Raw genomic sequence first — 15278 nt, 5'->3', positions numbered from 1 at the left:
GATGTGGACTACGGAAAGGGAACCATGCTCAGTTTGCGATCTTCATATGTTTTCGGGAATTCGGAAGAAATTGCATTTTCGAAATTCAATGGGCTGGAACAATCCATGTGTATGAAGAGGGCTGGGCTGAAAACTCGAACGAGCCAAACTAAGCCCCTGATAAGTGACTCACTTCGAGCATAAACAAATACATTGTTTGTGATTGTTTTAAGGTGTGATTCTAGCTCGTATCTAGTGATTTTTGGTTTGTCTAGGAAATCCTTGAGTGAAATTACATGAAGTGGAGTTTCTTTTGTCATGAGCGTGTAGGTGTCTCTTTTGTTGCTTTTCCAGAAGTGACGGTGATAACTGTCGTCGATATCGGTAATATCATATCCGCCAATCTTGAAGTAATGCAAAAAAGCAAAACTTTGCCATAGTTCTGTTATTGATTTTTCTATTGCCGATTCTGCAGAATATCCATAACTAAGGCCGGTGCAATATTGCACGGTTAGTGAGTTGTCATCTGCGCCATATATGCTTATTACTGCGAAGCCTGGAAAGCCGGGTATCGTAATGTCGTATAGCTTTAGTGAGCCGGACTGCTGAAGTTTATTTATTAGAGTTCTGGTGTCGGTTTTCAGGCCCTGCAGTTCGTTGGTTATAATTATCTCTTGGGGTACCTGTTTGGTTATCCAATACCGAAGCAGGCACTGTCTTTCGATGAGTTCTTTTAACGCACCATCAAGGGCAGAGTTAAGATTTATGTGCGCGGCGCATCCTGTCGTGTCTCTGTTAGGTAGATACTTGATATCTTCCTGTAGGGCATGGTTCGATAGTGAGATAAAAACTGTGGGAGCATAACTCATGGCATGGGAAAATAGATTGAACACTCGGTTGCATGAGAATTGATGCGACTCTATTGACGGTCTGAGTTTTTCTTGTGTGGTTTGCGTTAGCGCTGCAGTATAAGTCTGTACTGCTTCAATGGGCATCATATCAGCTAATCTAAGCAGCTTTTCAGGGGTGACTTCGTTGTAAAAGTGGCGGCGTTCCATGAATTCGCCAATAGTTCCACAAAGTGCCTCTCGTGAAGTGCCTACAGCACTTGTTGGAGCGACTCTATGATGATCAAAGGCTTGAGCAAGTGCTGGAAGTTCGCGTGCTATCTGTGGGGTAAGCATAAGGTTGGAAGGCCAAATCGATCCGATTGGTTGAGCTAAATTTATCATTTTAATTACTCGCATTTCCAAAAAATTGCACGACTAAAGGTGCCATGCTTCTCATATCAATACCGATGGTTTTGGCAACTTGAAAATCAGTGAAACCTGCCCAAGGTCGGCTTCGAAGGCCAAGAATTTTTGCGTTTAGATCTGCTGTTTGATACATGGAGCCAGCTTCCATTAAAGCAAGACGGTAGCCTCTCGTACGATATTTGAAGATGGCTCGTTCAAAGAAAATTGCATAAACTAATGCGAAATGTGGCCGCCCAAGAAGTCCAGAGTCGCCGCCCGAAAGATCGCTAAGAATATTCTCAGGGGAGTGGGCGGTCATTGACTCTAATTGTTTGGATAGCGGAAGGAGGTGTAAAATACTATCTCCTGTTGGCCAGTCACTTATTTTTTCAGAAACTCGACAAACAAACACATCAATTGGGTAGAGCCCTCCGCCAGAAGGATAAGGACGCTTTCTGCTTTCGCTATTTCTTGCGCTAAAGCTTTCTATTAACAGTTTGTCAATTACCGAAAACTCAAGCGTTTGTGTATCGTCAAAAAACTCTGCTGATTCGTCTCTGAGTATAGATGTTCTTTTTCCGGTTAATTGGACTGATGATTTAATGCTTGGCCATATGGATAGCTCTGACTCGACCATTTCCGATAGGATTTTGTCCGGAGCGCTCGATAAGTAGCATCTGTTGGTAATTCCTGGTATCAGCGAATAATTGCTTTTTGAATGAAATTCTATTACTTGGTTGTACGTTTCAGGGTCAGTGAAGCGTCCGATCTCAAATGGTGAAATCTCAATAGGTTTTTCCATGGTTACCACACTCCTTTCATGCAGCTACAGCTGTGCCAGTGAGCGATGGGTTCACTTGATACGTTGCAGTTAATTAGATCAGTGCTTATGGCTGATATAAAATTGTCGAGGTGTACCCGATTGATAGGTATTCCTACTAATTGCTGAATTCGTCGGCGCAGAACCTGAGCCGAAAACATCCGGTCGCAATCTGTTATGGGAATGCTTGGAGGTATCGCTTTTTCGTAACTACTTAATAGTTCGATCACTTGGTGCCAGGAGTTTTTGTTGTTGCCGAAGCTTCGTTGCTCTCGGCTTCGCCATCTGTCAACGTGGCAAAAATGACATGGGCTCCCAATGGATGGCATGAAGAGTCCGTCAATTTTAAAATTGTGGCAAAAATAGTACGCCTGAATGAATCCGATATTTTTAAGTGTGGAGCATTTATTGTATAGATCTCGTATGATTGGAGATGAATAGTTCTCCAGGAAAATAATAAATAATGAGCTGTCTTTTAATGCGTCTGGGGGGATGTTGTTGGGTGTGCATGATGTAACTAGATTTACGCCATCCGCTCTTAGGGAGGATTCAAATGTTGATATTGAGCTTAGATCGCTGATTAGTACGCATTGTGAAAATGGAGTGTTTTCGTTTGTGTGTTCAGAGGCTATTTCTAATATTCCTGTTTGCTGTAGAAATTTCACTCCCTTTTCCTGGTCGATATCTCCGGTTCGTAAAGCTGCGCTGAACTCTTCTTTTTGAAAGTACTGGGCTCGATCTCCAGTAAGCTCTGTTAAGAAGCGAATCATGTTTTTGTCTGTTACGCGTATTGAAGTATGTGGGGCGATTAGTAATGTGCCACCAACGCCGTCGGTGAGCCCGAAAGGCCTTATGAAGTACATATCATTCCTTCGAATTTAGGTCGTTACTCTTTTTCCAAGAGTAACGACTTTGGAGGGGGGCTAGTTTCTAGCTTTGGTTGTTAATTGCGTTCTGGTGCGCCGGCGTTACCGCTGCCTCCACTTCCGCCATTGCCACCACTGCAACCGCCACCACCACATCCGCCGCAACCACCACCTTGCCCACCGCAGCTTCCTCCCAAGCTCGTTTGTGGGTGGTCATATGAACTTCTTTGCGAATCTACAGCAATAATCTCGCCGAACTCAGAGATGTATTCATTATCCATAAGATAAATCCTTTTCTAGAATGTAGGTTAGATATTGGTGTTGCCATTGCAAAGTGCTTAACGATCGAGCTCGATGCAGGTTTATTTATAGTTTGAAATGATCTGGTTGCGCAATTGCTAACTTCGTAGTCCTTCTCCCTTTCTAGTGAAAGTTAATTCCTACAAAGTTGTTAGATGCTTTCAGCATTTTGTGAAATTGCGTTTAGTTTGGTCGTGTAAGTTGCTATATGCGCAGCACCGAAATGTCTAAACCTGGGGGGTTTCCGGGCCTACGGCCAAGCAGAACGACTGATTTCGAGAGCTGACCGCCAGGCGGGCTGCCGTGACAGCCTGATTACGGTATACTCGCCGGCTTTCAAAAGTTCGCCAACGAGTGCTGCCCGCCATGGAAATCAACCCGATCCTTAACACCATCAAGGACCTGTCCGAGCGCTCCGAAACCATTCGGGGGTATCTTTGACTACGATCAAAAGCATGAGCGTCTGACCGAGGTCAATCGCGAGCTTGAAGATCCGAGTGTCTGGAACAAGCCTGAGTACGCCCAGGAGCTGGGCCGCGAGCGTTCTGCGCTGGCGCAGATCGTCGATACCCTGGACGAATTGAACACGGGTCTGGCCGATTGCCGCGACCTGCTGGACATGGCCGTCGAAGAAAACGACGAAGGCGCAGTGGGCGATGTCGTCGCCGAGCTGGCCCGTCTCGAAGAAAGCCTGGCCAAGCTGGAATTCCGACGCATGTTCAGCCACGAAATGGACCCGAACAACGCTTACCTGGACATCCAGGCCGGTTCCGGCGGCACCGAAGCCCAGGACTGGGCCAACATTCTGCTGCGCATGTACCTGCGCTGGGCCGATAAACGCGGTTTCGACGCGACCATCATGGAGCTGTCGGCCGGTGAAGTCGCCGGGATCAAGGGCGCCACCGTGCACATCAAGGGTGAATACGCCTTTGGCTGGCTGCGTACCGAAATCGGCGTGCACCGCCTGGTGCGTAAAAGCCCGTTCGACTCCGGCAACCGTCGCCATACCTCTTTCTCCGCGGTGTTCGTTTCACCCGAGATCGATGACAAGGTGGAAATCGAGATCAACCCGGCAGACCTGCGGATCGACACCTATCGTTCCTCCGGTGCCGGTGGTCAGCACGTAAACACCACCGACTCGGCCGTACGTATCACCCACGTACCGACCAACACCGTGGTCAGCTGCCAGAACGAACGCTCCCAGCACGCCAACAAGGACACCGCCATGAAAATGCTGCGGGCCAAGTTGTACGAGCAGGAAATGCAGAAACGCAACGCCGCGTCGCAGGCTCTGGAAGACACCAAGTCGGACATCGGCTGGGGTCACCAGATCCGTTCGTACGTTCTCGATGCCTCGCGCATCAAGGACCTGCGGACCAACATCGAACGCAGCGACTGCGACAAGGTACTCGACGGCGATATCGACGAATACCTGGAAGCCAGCCTGAAATCAGGGCTGTAAGACATGCAATACGGGATCGGTCTCGATCCCTTGTAGGAGCCGGCTTGCTGGCGATCCCCGGCCGCAGGCCGGGGGCAACGAACCCGTGATGGAATATTTAAAGACATGAGCGACCTAGAACTCGACCCGCAAGCCCTGCAACAGGAAGAAAACTCCCTGATCGCCCTGCGCAAGGAAAAGCTTGCTGCCGAGCGCGCCAAGGGCAATGCCTTCCCGAACGACTTCCGCCGCGAAAACTACTGCAATGACTTGCAGAAACAGTACGCGGACAAGACCAAGGAAGAGCTGGCAGAGGCTGCAATCCCGGTCAAGGTTGCCGGTCGCATCATGCTCAACCGTGGCTCGTTCATGGTGATCCAGGACATGACCGGTCGCATCCAGGTCTACGTCAACCGCAAGACCCTGTCCGAAGACACCCTGGCCGCGGTGAAAACCTGGGACATGGGCGACATCATCGCAGCCGAAGGCACCCTGGCCCGTTCCGGCAAGGGCGACCTGTACGTTGAAATGACCAACGTGCGCCTGCTGACCAAGTCCCTGCGCCCGCTGCCGGACAAGCACCACGGCCTGACCGACACCGAGCAGCGCTATCGCCAGCGTTACGTTGACCTGATCGTCAACGAAGACGTGCGCCAGACGTTCCGCGTGCGTTCGCAAGTCATCGCCCACATCCGCAGCTTCCTGATGAAGCGTGACTTCCTTGAAGTGGAAACGCCGATGCTGCAGACCATTCCGGGCGGCGCGGCAGCCAAGCCGTTCGAAACCCACCACAATGCGCTGGACATGGAAATGTTCCTGCGTATCGCGCCAGAGCTGTACCTCAAGCGCTTGGTAGTTGGCGGTTTCGAGAAAGTGTTCGAGATCAACCGCAACTTCCGTAACGAAGGTGTGTCGACTCGTCACAACCCTGAATTCACCATGTTGGAGTTCTACCAGGCCTACGCCGACTACGAAGACAACATGGACCTGACCGAAGAACTGTTCCGTGAACTGGCACAGCTGGTCCTGGGCAGCACCGACGTACCGTACGGCGACAAGGTGTTCCACTTCGGCGAACCGTTCGTGCGCCTGTCGGTCTTCGACTCGATCCTCAAGTACAACCCTGAGCTGACCGCCGACGACCTGAACGACATCGACAAGGCACGCGCTATCGCCAAGAAGGCCGGCGCCAAGGTGCTGGGCTTCGAAGGCCTGGGCAAACTGCAGGTGATGATTTTCGAAGAGCTGGTCGAGCACAAACTGGAGCAGCCACACTTCATCACCCAGTATCCGTTCGAAGTATCGCCGCTGGCCCGTCGCAACGACGAGAACCCGAACGTCACCGACCGCTTCGAGCTGTTCATCGGTGGTCGTGAAATCGCCAACGCCTACTCCGAGTTGAACGACGCGGAAGACCAGGCCGAGCGTTTCATGGCCCAGGTGGCCGACAAGGACGCGGGCGACGACGAAGCCATGCATTACGACGCCGACTTCGTTCGCGCGCTGGAGTACGGCATGCCGCCGACGGCGGGCGAAGGCATCGGCATCGACCGCCTGGTGATGCTGCTGACCAACTCCCCGTCGATCCGCGACGTGATCCTGTTCCCGCACATGCGGCCGCAAGCGTAAGTGTTTCAATTAAAAAGCCGCCTGAAATAGGCGGCTTTTTATTGCCTGTCTGGTACAAACGTATCAAATAGTTACTTTTGAAGTAGAGAGGAATACCTGTCGTGAACTCTGCAATAGCTCAAGAAGGTGCAGCGGGTATCGCCACTGCGGTCGCTGAAAGTGTTCAGTACCAGGGCCGCAAGGCCAGCCGACAGGGCAGCGAGCAGCGTCGACAGGACATTCTCGATGCCGCGATGCGCATCGTCGTGCGTGATGGCGTACGGGCCGTGCGCCATCGTGCAGTGGCTGCCGAGGCTCAAGTGCCGTTATCGGCGACCACTTACTACTTCAAGGATATCGATGACCTGCTCACCGATACCTTCGCCCAATACGTGGAGCGCAGCGCGGCCTACATGGCCAAGCTGTGGGTGAACAACGAGGGCCTGCTGCGCGATATGATCGCCAGCGGCGACGGCAGTCCACAGGCGCGTTCAAAGCTGGCGGACGATATTGCACGGTTGATGACAGAGTATGTTCATCGGCAGTTGGTGACCCGTCGTGAGCATTTGATGGCCGAGCAGGCGTTCCGCCAGGAAGCGCTGTTGAACCCGCGCCTGGCCGAGTTGGTGCGCTCCCATCAACAGATCCTGCTGCAGGGTTCCTGCCAGCTTTTCCAGGTGCTGGGCTCCCGCGAACCGCAACAGGATGCCAAAGTGTTGACGGCGATAATCGGACGGATGGAATATCAGGGCCTGCTCAACGACGCCGAACCGGTCGCCGAAGAGGAAATGCTCGGTATCCTGACGCGTTACATGCATTTAGTGCTGGCGTCGGTTTAATCCCTTGTGGGAGCGGGCTTGCTCGCGAATGCGGTTGCACATTCAACGTCTATGTCGACTGAAACTGCGCATTCGCGAGCAAGCCCGCTCCCACATTAGGTAGGCGTGCGTTCCAAAAGGGAGTGTTGAATGAGAGTCTGGCGCGTCGTAGTGGTCGCCTTGTCGTTCCTGTTGCTCAGTGGCTGCCTGGTGACCTTCAAGGAGCCGCTGCCTACGCGCGAGCCTGTGCCCAAGGGCTTGCTTGGCAAATGGACCAGCACCAATGCCTGGGGTGAGCCGGTCAACCTGGAGCTGACGCGCATCGGCAACAATCGCTATCAGGCCGTGAGTTACTTCAAGGCCAAACCAAAGGAGCGCGAAGCCTATCCTTTCACCGTGTCACGCCACGGCAGCCGCTGGTATCTATCGGCGAAAGTGCCGGCGAAGTTCGGCGGGCATTTCACCATCGGCGGGTTTGAACTCACCGACCAGCATGAACTGGTGGTGTATAACCTCGACCTTGAACAGATCAACCAGGCTCTGGGACAGAAGGCCTTGAGCGGCGAGAGCTTCCAGACCGACGACGGCGATGGCGTGTTGATCAACAGCCCCGTGGACCAAGTGTCCGCCTACCTCGACGACCCGGCCAATTCCGATGTGTTCGTCGAAGTGGTGCGTTACCAGCGCCAGGTCAAAGCCAAGTAACCCAGCACAGCAGATTTCTACAGGAGTTTCGGGTGGACGATTACCAGCAGTCGATACGCATTTTGTCCGATCGCATTGTGCTGGCGCAGACGCCGATTCGCGTCCTCGATGCGGTCAAATGGGACGACAGCATCCGCAAGGGCTTCCTCAAGGCCAAGGGCAAGGAGATGCCGGCGGTGGACCGCGACTACTACCTCAACCGTCCGTTGGCCTTCGATTCCAGCAAGGTGAAGCTGGAATTCCAGAACATCGAGCGCGACATCACCCGCCAGCTTGGCCAGTTCAACCCGGTCGGGCAGATCATGCGCCGCATGTGCAAGGAATACCGCATGGTGGTGCGCATGCTCGAAGCGCGCGGCACCGAGGATTTCGGCCTGATTTCCCAGGAGTTGTACGGCGCTGCGTCCGATGCGTTCCACGCTGGCGACCCGACGCTGTCCGACCTGGGCATGATGCTGTCCGAATACCTGAACAACATCGACGGTCGTGGCGATCTGAAAGATGAACCGAAGACGCTGACGGCCAAGGATGCCGTCGACCTGTTGCAGCATCGCTTGAACAAGGTGTTTGGCGAGGCAGAGGAAACCATCCGGGTGTTCGAGTCCGACGGGATCGTCGCCGATGCGGCAGCCGGCGCCGACTACATCAAGATCCGCTCCGATGCGATGTTCAACCAGCGCGATGTGCGCGCCCTGGAAGTCCACGAAGGGCTGGTGCACGTCGGCACCACCCTCAACGGCCTGAACCAGCCGATCTGCACCTTCCTGGCCAAAGGTCCACCCTCGTCAACGGTGACCCAGGAAGGCCTGGCGATCCTGATGGAAATCATCACCTTCGCCTCGTACCCGAGTCGCCTGCGCAAACTGACCAACCGCACGCGGGCGATTCACATGGTGGAGGAGGGCGCCGACTTCCTGCAGGTGTTCGAGTTCTTCCGCGAACAGGGTTTCGAAATGCCCGAGAGCTACAGCAACGCCAGTCGCGTTTTCCGCGGCTCGGTGCCGACAGGTCTGCCCTTTACCAAAGACTTGTCCTACCTCAAGGGCTTTATCATGATTTACAACTACATTCAGCTGGCGGTGCGCAAAGGCAAGCTGGAGCAGATACCGCTGCTGTTCTGTGGCAAGACCACCCTGGAAGACATGCGCACCTTGCGCCTGTTGGTGGACGAGGGGCTGGTGGTGCCGCCCAAGTACCTGCCGGAACAGTTTCGCGACATGAACGCGTTGTCGGCGTGGATGTGCTTCTCCAACTTCCTCAACCACCTGAGCCTGGACCGGATCGAGGCGGATTACTCCAATATCCTGTAATCACGACACCTTCTGTAGGAGCTGGCTTGCCAGCGAAGAACGATAACGCGGTGCGGCAGGTAAACCGCGTTACGGCGTTCGCTGGCAAGCCAGCTCCTGCAGGGTCAGATATTCACATATATCGCGAGGTTTCAACGGATGAGAATCCTCGGCATCTTCTGCCTTCTCCTGGTCCTCAGCGGTTGCAGTTCCTTGCTGTTCTACCCCGAACCCGGCCAGCTGTTCACCCCGGAAAAAGCCAAGCTCGAATACCGCGAGGTCACCCTGACCACCGCCGACGGTCTCAAGCTGAACGCCTGGTGGCTGCCGGCGAAAAAGGGGGTCGAGGTCAAAGGCACCGTCCTGCACCTGCACGGCAACGGCGGCAACCTGCCCATGCACCTGGGCGGGAGCTGGTGGTTGCCCAAGGAGGGTTACCAGGTACTGCTGGTGGACTATCGCGGCTATGGTTTATCCGAGGGCGAGCCGAGCCTGCCGGCGATCTACCAGGACATCGACGCCGCGTTCAAATGGCTCGACCAGGCCCCCGAGGTCAAGGGCAAGCCACTGATCCTGCTCGGCCAAAGCCTCGGTGGGTCGATGGCCGTCCACTACCTGGTGCAACACCCCGAGCGGCAAAAGCAGCTCAAGGCCCTTGTGCTCGATGGCGTGCCCGCCAGTTACCGTAGCGTCGGCCGCTATGCGCTGAGCAATTCATGGGTGTTCTGGGCGTTCCAGGTGCCGCTGTCCTGGTTGGTGCCCGATGGCGACAGCGCGATCAACTCCATGGCGCAACTCAATGGCGTGCCGAAACTGATCTACCACAGCATCGACGATCCGCTCGTGCCTCTTTCCAACGGGATCCGACTGTATCAAGCTGCGCCGCCGCCAAGGGTGCTGCAATTGACCCGTGGCGGTCATGTGCAGACATTCGCCGACCCGGTCTGGCGCAAGGTCATGTTGCGTTATCTCGATGACCCGCAGCATTTCAACGGCCTGCGCCGCCTGGGTGAAATCCCCAATTACCCGGCGCCACCGAATTCAGAAAATGAACCACCAGAGAGCCCGCAATGAGTGAAGAACGCAACGCCATCCCGCTGATCATCACCGGTATCTGCAGCATCCTCGGCACCGTCGCCGCCCTGTGGTGGTACGGCTACCTGCACTTCGCCAAGCCAGAGGATGCGTTGCTGCTCAACGAATTCACCATGCTCAAGACCGTGCCGGGCGAAGACTACAAAGTCTCCCTGGAGCCGGCGGCGCAGGTGGCGCAGTGCATCGATGGTGTGCTGGTATTGTTCGATACCGAGCAGAAAGGATTGACCGGCGTGTTGATCAACAACAAGAAAAAGGCCGTGCGTTGCATGGGGCAGGAAACGCCGCAGAAGCTGGAGCAGTAAACACAAATAAAATGTGGGAGCGGCGGTGCGACGATTCGACTTGCTCGCTCCCACATTGGTTTTGCGTTATTGCCAATTATTGGGTGTTGGCACTCACCGCCGAACGTGGAATCACCGGCTGGTTGTCATTGGAAATAGTCACTTCCACCCGACGGTTCTGGGCCCGACCCGAGACGCTGGTGTTATCCGCTACGGGATACTCCTTGCCATAGCCCTGGGCGACGATGCGGGTCGGATCGACGCCCATCTTCACCAGCGCCGTGCGCACGGAGCTGGCGCGACGTTCCGACAGTGACTGGTTATGCGAGGTGGTACCGGTGCTGTCGGTGTAGCCCTCGACAATCACTTTGCGATCCGGATTGTCCCGCAGGTACTGCGCCAATTTGTTGATGTTCACCAGACCATTGGATTTCAGCTCGGCCTTGTCGGTGGCGAACAGCACATCACCGAAGGTCACCAGCGTGCCGCGATCGGTCTGCTTGGCGTTGAGGCTGTCCTGCAACTGCTTGATCTGCTGGTCGCGGGCGTCCAGGCGGGCCTGGGCCCGTTGCGCGGAAGCATTTTTCAGGTTGGCTTCGGCGGTACGCAGAGCGATGGTCTGTTTCGCCACTTCGACGCGCTGATTGGTCAGGTAGGCCAACTGATCGACCTTGGCCGCATCTTCCTTGTCCAGATAGGCTTTATCGGCCTTGTCCAGATAATCACTGGCTTCCTTGGTTTCCAGCGCCGCGACTTTGCTCGCCTGCGGGTTGGCCTGCAGCCCTGAATAATTGGTGCGGGCCTGTTCAAGGCTAGGGTTCGGTGGCGTGGAGCACGCAGCCAGGGCGACGCTTGCGGCCAGCAGGGCAGGGATCATCATGTGTTTGCAATTCATGGTTTAGTCCTTTCAATCGATTAAGAAATACGTCGCGCCGCGCCGTTACTGAACGGTGCGCTGGCTTTCCTGACGCAGTTCCTGAACCCCTTTCTGAGAGTCCTTCACAGACTGTTCGGCTTTCATCGCCTGGGCTTTGCGCTCGGCTACGCGAGCGTCCCACTCAGCCTGTTCGGCCAGGGTCCTGGCTTGATCGTACTGCTTGTCGTGCATGGCAATTTCGGCTTGCTTGAGCTTGTCCTGTGCAGCTTTCATTTCCACGGCGGCGAATTCGGTACCGCCGGCGCTGACGGCGCTGTTGACCGCTGACTCGGTGACGGCGAATTGCTCGGTAGGCGGGTTACCGGCGCAACCGGCCAGTACGAGACTGCCACCGATCGCCAGTGCCGCCATTTTCAGACCGTGCAGGGAAGAGGATTTGCCAGTTCGGGTTTTCATTGATTTCAACTCCATTGGGCTAACTCCTGAGCAACGTGAACATCCATCCTGGGCAAGGAGCCGAAAGCTACCGTTTTGGGGGCGTTTTGATACGGCCGTCCCAGGCGTGGTTACTGGGTTGACCCGAGGCGTTTTTTGAAAGTTCAGAGAAATTAGCCTGCTACCGAAAAAAACTTCGACGAAGTGGGCGGGGCTCTATACCGAGGATTGTGGGGATAAGCATGCATGTTCACGCCCCTCGAAGGGGGCGCGAACAGCGTTTTTCAGAAGGGAAGATAGGGGGAAAAATCAGTGTTTCTGTTTGTCGCCCCCGGCCGACAAATCGTGCAGATGACGACGGGACAAGGCGAGAAAACGTGGGGTCGGGCCGATGTCTTCGTACAGCGGGTCGCCTTCTTCGTCAGTGGCTACGACGGTCGTACCTTTCACATAGGGAAAGCTTTTTTCCAGTTCTTCCAGGGCAGCCCCGATCAGTTCGCCCAACAGTTCTTCGGGATGCCGCTTGGGGTACATCTCGATGATCGCCGCAAGCCGTGCGGCAGCCTCCACGTCCAGATGAATCGAATAGCCTGTGTCGGTCAGGCGACCTTTGGCGTTTTCTTCCCAGTGGTTGGCAAGCTCGCGGATTTTCATAATGACCTCATTGCGCTCCTGCTCATTGCAGGCGGGGAATGTCCGGCAGGCGCCGGCGACAGCCGTTGTACGGCGTACTGTTGAGACTAGCTTCAACGCCAAAGGTTTACAGGCCCTTCGTCGTCTTGCTTGTAAGAACCGGTCTGGAGCGGCACTCTTAAGGTTCCTGGTCGACCGGATTTTTCGCTGGAGAACTGTTGATGACCGATATTGATGCACGCTTGCGCGAAGACGTTCACCTGCTGGGTGAGTTGTTGGGCAACACCATTCGTGAACAGTACGGGGACGGCTTTCTCGACAAGATCGAACAGATCCGCAAGGGCGCCAAGGCTGACCGTCGCGGCTCCATGGATGCCGAACTGAGCGCCAGCCTCAATCAGTTGACGGAAGACGAATTGCTCCCGGTGGCGCGGGCCTTCAACCAGTTTCTCAACCTGGCCAACATCGCCGAGCAGTACCAGCTGATCCACCGTCGCGAAGAGTCCCAGCCGGCACCATTCGAGGCGCGGGTATTGCCGGAGTTGCTCGCCCGCCTGCGCGCCGAAGGTCATGGCGCCGAGTCCCTGGCCCGGCAACTGGGTCGACTTGAAATCGAGCTGGTGCTGACCGCACACCCGACCGAAGTCGCGCGCCGTACGTTGATTCAGAAATACGACGCCATCGCCGCGCAACTGGCAGCCCTGGACCATCGCGACCTGACCAGCGCCGAGCGTGAGCAGATCAAGTCGAGGTTACAGCGCCTGATCGCCGAAGCCTGGCACACCGAAGAAATCCGCCGCACGCGGCCGACGCCCGTCGACGAAGCCAAATGGGGCTTCGCGGTGATCGAACACTCGCTGTGGCAAGCGATCCCCAATTACCTGCGCAAGGCCGACCAGGCCCTGCACGCCGCCACCGGCCTGCGCTTGCCTCTGGAAGCCGCACCGATTCGCTTTGCCTCGTGGATGGGCGGCGACCGCGATGGCAACCCGAACGTGACGGCGGCGGTGACCCGCGAAGTACTGTTGCTGGCGCGCTGGATGGCGGCTGACTTGTACCTGCGCGATGTCGATCACCTGGCGGCCGAGTTGTCGATGCAGCAGGCCAGTGAAGAATTGAAGGCCAAGGCAGGCGACAGCGCCGAACCCTACCGCGCGGTGCTCAAACAGCTGCGCGAACGCCTGCGCGCGACCAGAAACTGGGCGCACACCGCGTTGTCGACGCCGACGCCGGCACCCGCCGATGTGTTGCAAAACAATCGCGACCTGCTCGATCCGCTGGAGCTGTGCTATCACTCGCTGCATGAGTGCGGCATGGGCGTGATCGCCGACGGTCCGTTGCTCGATTGCCTGCGCCGGGCCGTGACGTTCGGCCTGTTCCTGGTGCGCCTCGATGTGCGCCAGGACTCGTCGCGCCATACTGCGGCGATGACCGAAATCACCGATTACCTTGGCTTGGGTCGCTATGAAGACTGGAGCGAAGAAGAGCGCATCAGCTTCCTGACGCGCGAACAAAATAACCGTCGGCCCCTGCTGCCGGCCCACTACACGCCCTCGGCCGACACCGCCGAAGTGCTGGCGACTTGCCGGGAAATCGCCGCCGCGCCAGGGGCGTCGCTGGGCTCGTACGTGATCTCCATGGCCGGTGCCGCTTCCGATGTGCTCGCGGTGCAGTTGTTGCTCAAAGAGTCCGGCGTGTTGCGGCCGATGCGCGTGGTGCCGCTGTTCGAAACCCTCGCCGACCTCGACAACGCGGGCCCGGTGATCGAGAAGTTGTTGTTGCTGCCGGGCTATCGCTCGCGCCTGCAAGGACCGCAGGAGGTGATGATCGGTTATTCCGACTCGGCCAAGGACGCAGGGACCACGGCGGCGGCCTGGGCGCAGTACCGGGCGCAGGAGCGGCTGGTGGATATCTGCCGCGAACAACAAGTGGAACTGCTGTTGTTCCATGGTCGCGGTGGCACCGTGGGGCGTGGCGGCGGCCCGGCCCACGCGGCGATCCTGTCGCAGCCGCCGGGTTCGGTCGCCGGACGCTTCCGCACCACCGAGCAGGGAGAAATGATTCGTTTCAAGTTTGGCCTGCCGGACATCGCCGAGCAAAACCTCAATCTGTACCTGGCCGCGGTACTCGAAGCGACCCTGCTGCCGCCGCCACCGCCAACGCCTGAGTGGCGCCACTTGATGGACGAACTGGCCGCCGACGGCGTCAGCGCCTACCGCGCCGTGGTGCGGGAAAATCCGCAGTTCGTGGAGTATTTCCGCCAATCCACCCCGGAACAGGAACTGGGGCGCCTGCCGTTGGGCAGTCGTCCGGCCAAGCGACGTGCCGGCGGGATCGAAAGCCTGCGGGCCATCCCGTGGATCTTCGGCTGGACCCAGACCCGCCTGATGCTGCCGGCCTGGCTGGGCTGGGAAGCGGCACTGAGCAAGGCGCTGGAGCGCGGTGAAGGCGAACTGCTTGCGCAGATGCGCGAGCAATGGCCGTTCTTCCGCACTCGCATCGACATGCTGGAAATGGTCCTGGCCAAGGCCGACGCGGATATAGCCCGGTCCTACGACGAGCGATTGGTCGAACCGGACTTGCTGCCATTGGGTGCGCACTTACGCGACCTATTGTCGCAGGCGTGCGCCATCGTTCTCGGGCTGACCGGCCAGTCACAGCTGATGGCACATAGCCCAGCCACCCTTGAATTCATCCGTTTGCGCAACACTTACCTCGACCCGCTTCATCTATTGCAGGCCGAGTTGCTGGCACGATCGCGGCAACCGGATGTGGCACAGGACAGCCCGGTAGAACAGGCGTTGCTGGTGTCTGTAGCGGGGATTGCCGCCGGTTTGCGCAATACCGGCTAAGGTTTTTTGCCAGGGGTTGGAGCATCCGGCGCGGGCGTCGG

15 protein-coding genes are annotated in these 15278 nt (G+C 56.5%); 8 read left to right on the top strand and 7 right to left on the bottom strand.

The window, feature by feature from the left end; translation table 11 throughout:
- Positions 1-8: 8 nt before the first annotated feature.
- From BKX96_RS15110 to BKX96_RS32320, 4 genes are all read right to left on the bottom strand, one after another.
- The gene (locus BKX96_RS15110) at positions 9-1211 is read right to left on the bottom strand and encodes a YcaO-like family protein (protein ID WP_248687796.1); all 1203 of its coding nucleotides are present in this window, start codon (positions 1209-1211) and stop codon (positions 9-11) included.
- A gap of 1 nt (position 1212) precedes the next feature.
- Positions 1213-2016, bottom strand: a complete 804-nt coding sequence (locus BKX96_RS15105) for a SagB/ThcOx family dehydrogenase (RefSeq protein ID WP_235431828.1) — start codon at positions 2014-2016, stop codon at positions 1213-1215.
- Positions 2017-2018: 2 nt separating this feature from the next.
- Positions 2019-2897: an McbB family protein gene (locus tag BKX96_RS15100; RefSeq protein WP_077184484.1), complete on the bottom strand. Its 879-nt coding sequence runs from the start codon at positions 2895-2897 to the stop codon at positions 2019-2021.
- Between the two features lie 80 nt (positions 2898-2977).
- Positions 2978-3181 (bottom strand): hypothetical protein, encoded by a 204-nt coding sequence (locus BKX96_RS32320; RefSeq protein WP_077184482.1) that lies wholly within the window; start codon positions 3179-3181, stop codon positions 2978-2980.
- A 385-nt stretch (positions 3182-3566) separates the two neighbouring features.
- Here BKX96_RS32320 and prfB point away from each other — a divergent pair.
- The 7 genes from prfB (at position 3567) to BKX96_RS15060 (ending at position 10461) form a co-directional block, all read left to right on the top strand.
- Positions 3567-4662 (top strand): peptide chain release factor 2 gene (gene prfB / locus BKX96_RS15090; RefSeq protein WP_143512432.1). Its coding sequence is split into 2 segments (ribosomal slippage): positions 3567-3638 and positions 3640-4662, totalling 1095 coding nucleotides; the frame shifts between segments, so codons are not numbered across the junction.
- Positions 4663-4767: 105 nt separating this feature from the next.
- Positions 4768-6270: a lysine--tRNA ligase gene (gene lysS / locus BKX96_RS15085; RefSeq protein WP_033043263.1), complete on the top strand. Its 1503-nt coding sequence runs from the start codon at positions 4768-4770 to the stop codon at positions 6268-6270.
- 101 nt (positions 6271-6371) lie between these two features.
- The gene (locus BKX96_RS15080; protein ID WP_077184480.1) at positions 6372-7088 is read left to right on the top strand and encodes a TetR/AcrR family transcriptional regulator; all 717 of its coding nucleotides are present in this window, start codon (positions 6372-6374) and stop codon (positions 7086-7088) included.
- A gap of 129 nt (positions 7089-7217) precedes the next feature.
- Entirely contained in the window at positions 7218-7772 is a 555-nt protein-coding gene (locus tag BKX96_RS15075) for a hypothetical protein (RefSeq protein ID WP_046816476.1), read from the top strand.
- 32 nt (positions 7773-7804) lie between these two features.
- The gene (locus tag BKX96_RS15070; RefSeq protein WP_046816477.1) at positions 7805-9082 is read left to right on the top strand and encodes a flavohemoglobin expression-modulating QEGLA motif protein; all 1278 of its coding nucleotides are present in this window, start codon (positions 7805-7807) and stop codon (positions 9080-9082) included.
- Between the two features lie 138 nt (positions 9083-9220).
- A complete protein-coding gene (locus BKX96_RS15065) occupies positions 9221-10135 on the top strand; it encodes an alpha/beta hydrolase (RefSeq protein WP_077184478.1) in 915 nt (304 codons plus the stop codon).
- Positions 10132-10461, top strand: coding sequence for a PA3694 family proteiin (locus tag BKX96_RS15060; RefSeq protein WP_046816479.1), 330 nt, complete (start codon positions 10132-10134; stop codon positions 10459-10461). The genes BKX96_RS15065 and BKX96_RS15060 overlap by 4 nt, the downstream gene beginning before the upstream one ends.
- 76 nt (positions 10462-10537) lie before the next feature.
- Here the strand turns inward: BKX96_RS15060 and lptF are convergent, their stop codons facing one another.
- From lptF to BKX96_RS15045, 3 genes are all read right to left on the bottom strand, one after another.
- On the bottom strand, positions 10538-11335 hold the full coding sequence (gene lptF / locus BKX96_RS15055) for a lipotoxin F family OmpA-related lipoprotein LptF (protein ID WP_046816480.1): 798 nt from the start codon (positions 11333-11335) through the stop codon (positions 10538-10540).
- A 45-nt stretch (positions 11336-11380) separates the two neighbouring features.
- Positions 11381-11788 carry a DUF4398 domain-containing protein gene (locus BKX96_RS15050; protein ID WP_046816481.1) on the bottom strand — a complete coding sequence of 136 codons (408 nt, stop codon included), beginning with the start codon at positions 11786-11788 and terminating at the stop codon, positions 11381-11383.
- 273 nt (positions 11789-12061) lie between these two features.
- A complete protein-coding gene (locus BKX96_RS15045; protein ID WP_046816482.1) occupies positions 12062-12406 on the bottom strand; it encodes a hypothetical protein in 345 nt (114 codons plus the stop codon).
- A gap of 200 nt (positions 12407-12606) precedes the next feature.
- On the opposite strand from BKX96_RS15045, the gene ppc reads away from it, so the two are divergent.
- Positions 12607-15237 (top strand): phosphoenolpyruvate carboxylase, encoded by a 2631-nt coding sequence (gene ppc / locus BKX96_RS15040; protein WP_077184476.1) that lies wholly within the window; start codon positions 12607-12609, stop codon positions 15235-15237.
- The last annotated feature ends 41 nt before the right edge of the window (positions 15238-15278 follow it).

The sequence above is a fragment of the Pseudomonas putida genome (assembly GCF_001976065.1).
In the GTDB taxonomy this organism is placed as follows: Bacteria; Pseudomonadota; Gammaproteobacteria; order Pseudomonadales; family Pseudomonadaceae; genus Aquipseudomonas; species Aquipseudomonas serbica.
The sequence above is the reverse complement of the archived record's forward strand: the minus strand, read 5'-3'. Positions and strand labels throughout refer to the sequence as shown.

Bases quoted from the DNA above. Each gene is read 5' to 3' on its own strand.
- BKX96_RS15110 (WP_248687796.1), bottom strand. From the start codon at position 1,211: ATGATAAATTTAGCTCAACCAATCGGATCGATTTGGCCTTCCAACCTT.
- BKX96_RS15105 (WP_235431828.1), bottom strand. From the start codon at position 2,016: ATGGAAAAACCTATTGAGATTTCACCATTTGAGATCGGACGCTTCACT.
- BKX96_RS15100 (WP_077184484.1), bottom strand. From the start codon at position 2,897: ATGTACTTCATAAGGCCTTTCGGGCTCACCGACGGCGTTGGTGGCACA.
- BKX96_RS32320 (WP_077184482.1), bottom strand. From the start codon at position 3,181: ATGGATAATGAATACATCTCTGAGTTCGGCGAGATTATTGCTGTAGAT.
- lysS (WP_033043263.1), top strand. From the start codon at position 4,768: ATGAGCGACCTAGAACTCGACCCGCAAGCCCTGCAACAGGAAGAAAAC.
- BKX96_RS15075 (WP_046816476.1), top strand. From the start codon at position 7,218: ATGAGAGTCTGGCGCGTCGTAGTGGTCGCCTTGTCGTTCCTGTTGCTC.
- BKX96_RS15065 (WP_077184478.1), top strand. From the start codon at position 9,221: ATGAGAATCCTCGGCATCTTCTGCCTTCTCCTGGTCCTCAGCGGTTGC.
- BKX96_RS15060 (WP_046816479.1), top strand. From the start codon at position 10,132: ATGAGTGAAGAACGCAACGCCATCCCGCTGATCATCACCGGTATCTGC.
- lptF (WP_046816480.1), bottom strand. From the start codon at position 11,335: ATGAATTGCAAACACATGATGATCCCTGCCCTGCTGGCCGCAAGCGTC.
- BKX96_RS15050 (WP_046816481.1), bottom strand. From the start codon at position 11,788: ATGGAGTTGAAATCAATGAAAACCCGAACTGGCAAATCCTCTTCCCTG.
- BKX96_RS15045 (WP_046816482.1), bottom strand. From the start codon at position 12,406: ATGAAAATCCGCGAGCTTGCCAACCACTGGGAAGAAAACGCCAAAGGT.
- ppc (WP_077184476.1), top strand. From the start codon at position 12,607: ATGACCGATATTGATGCACGCTTGCGCGAAGACGTTCACCTGCTGGGT.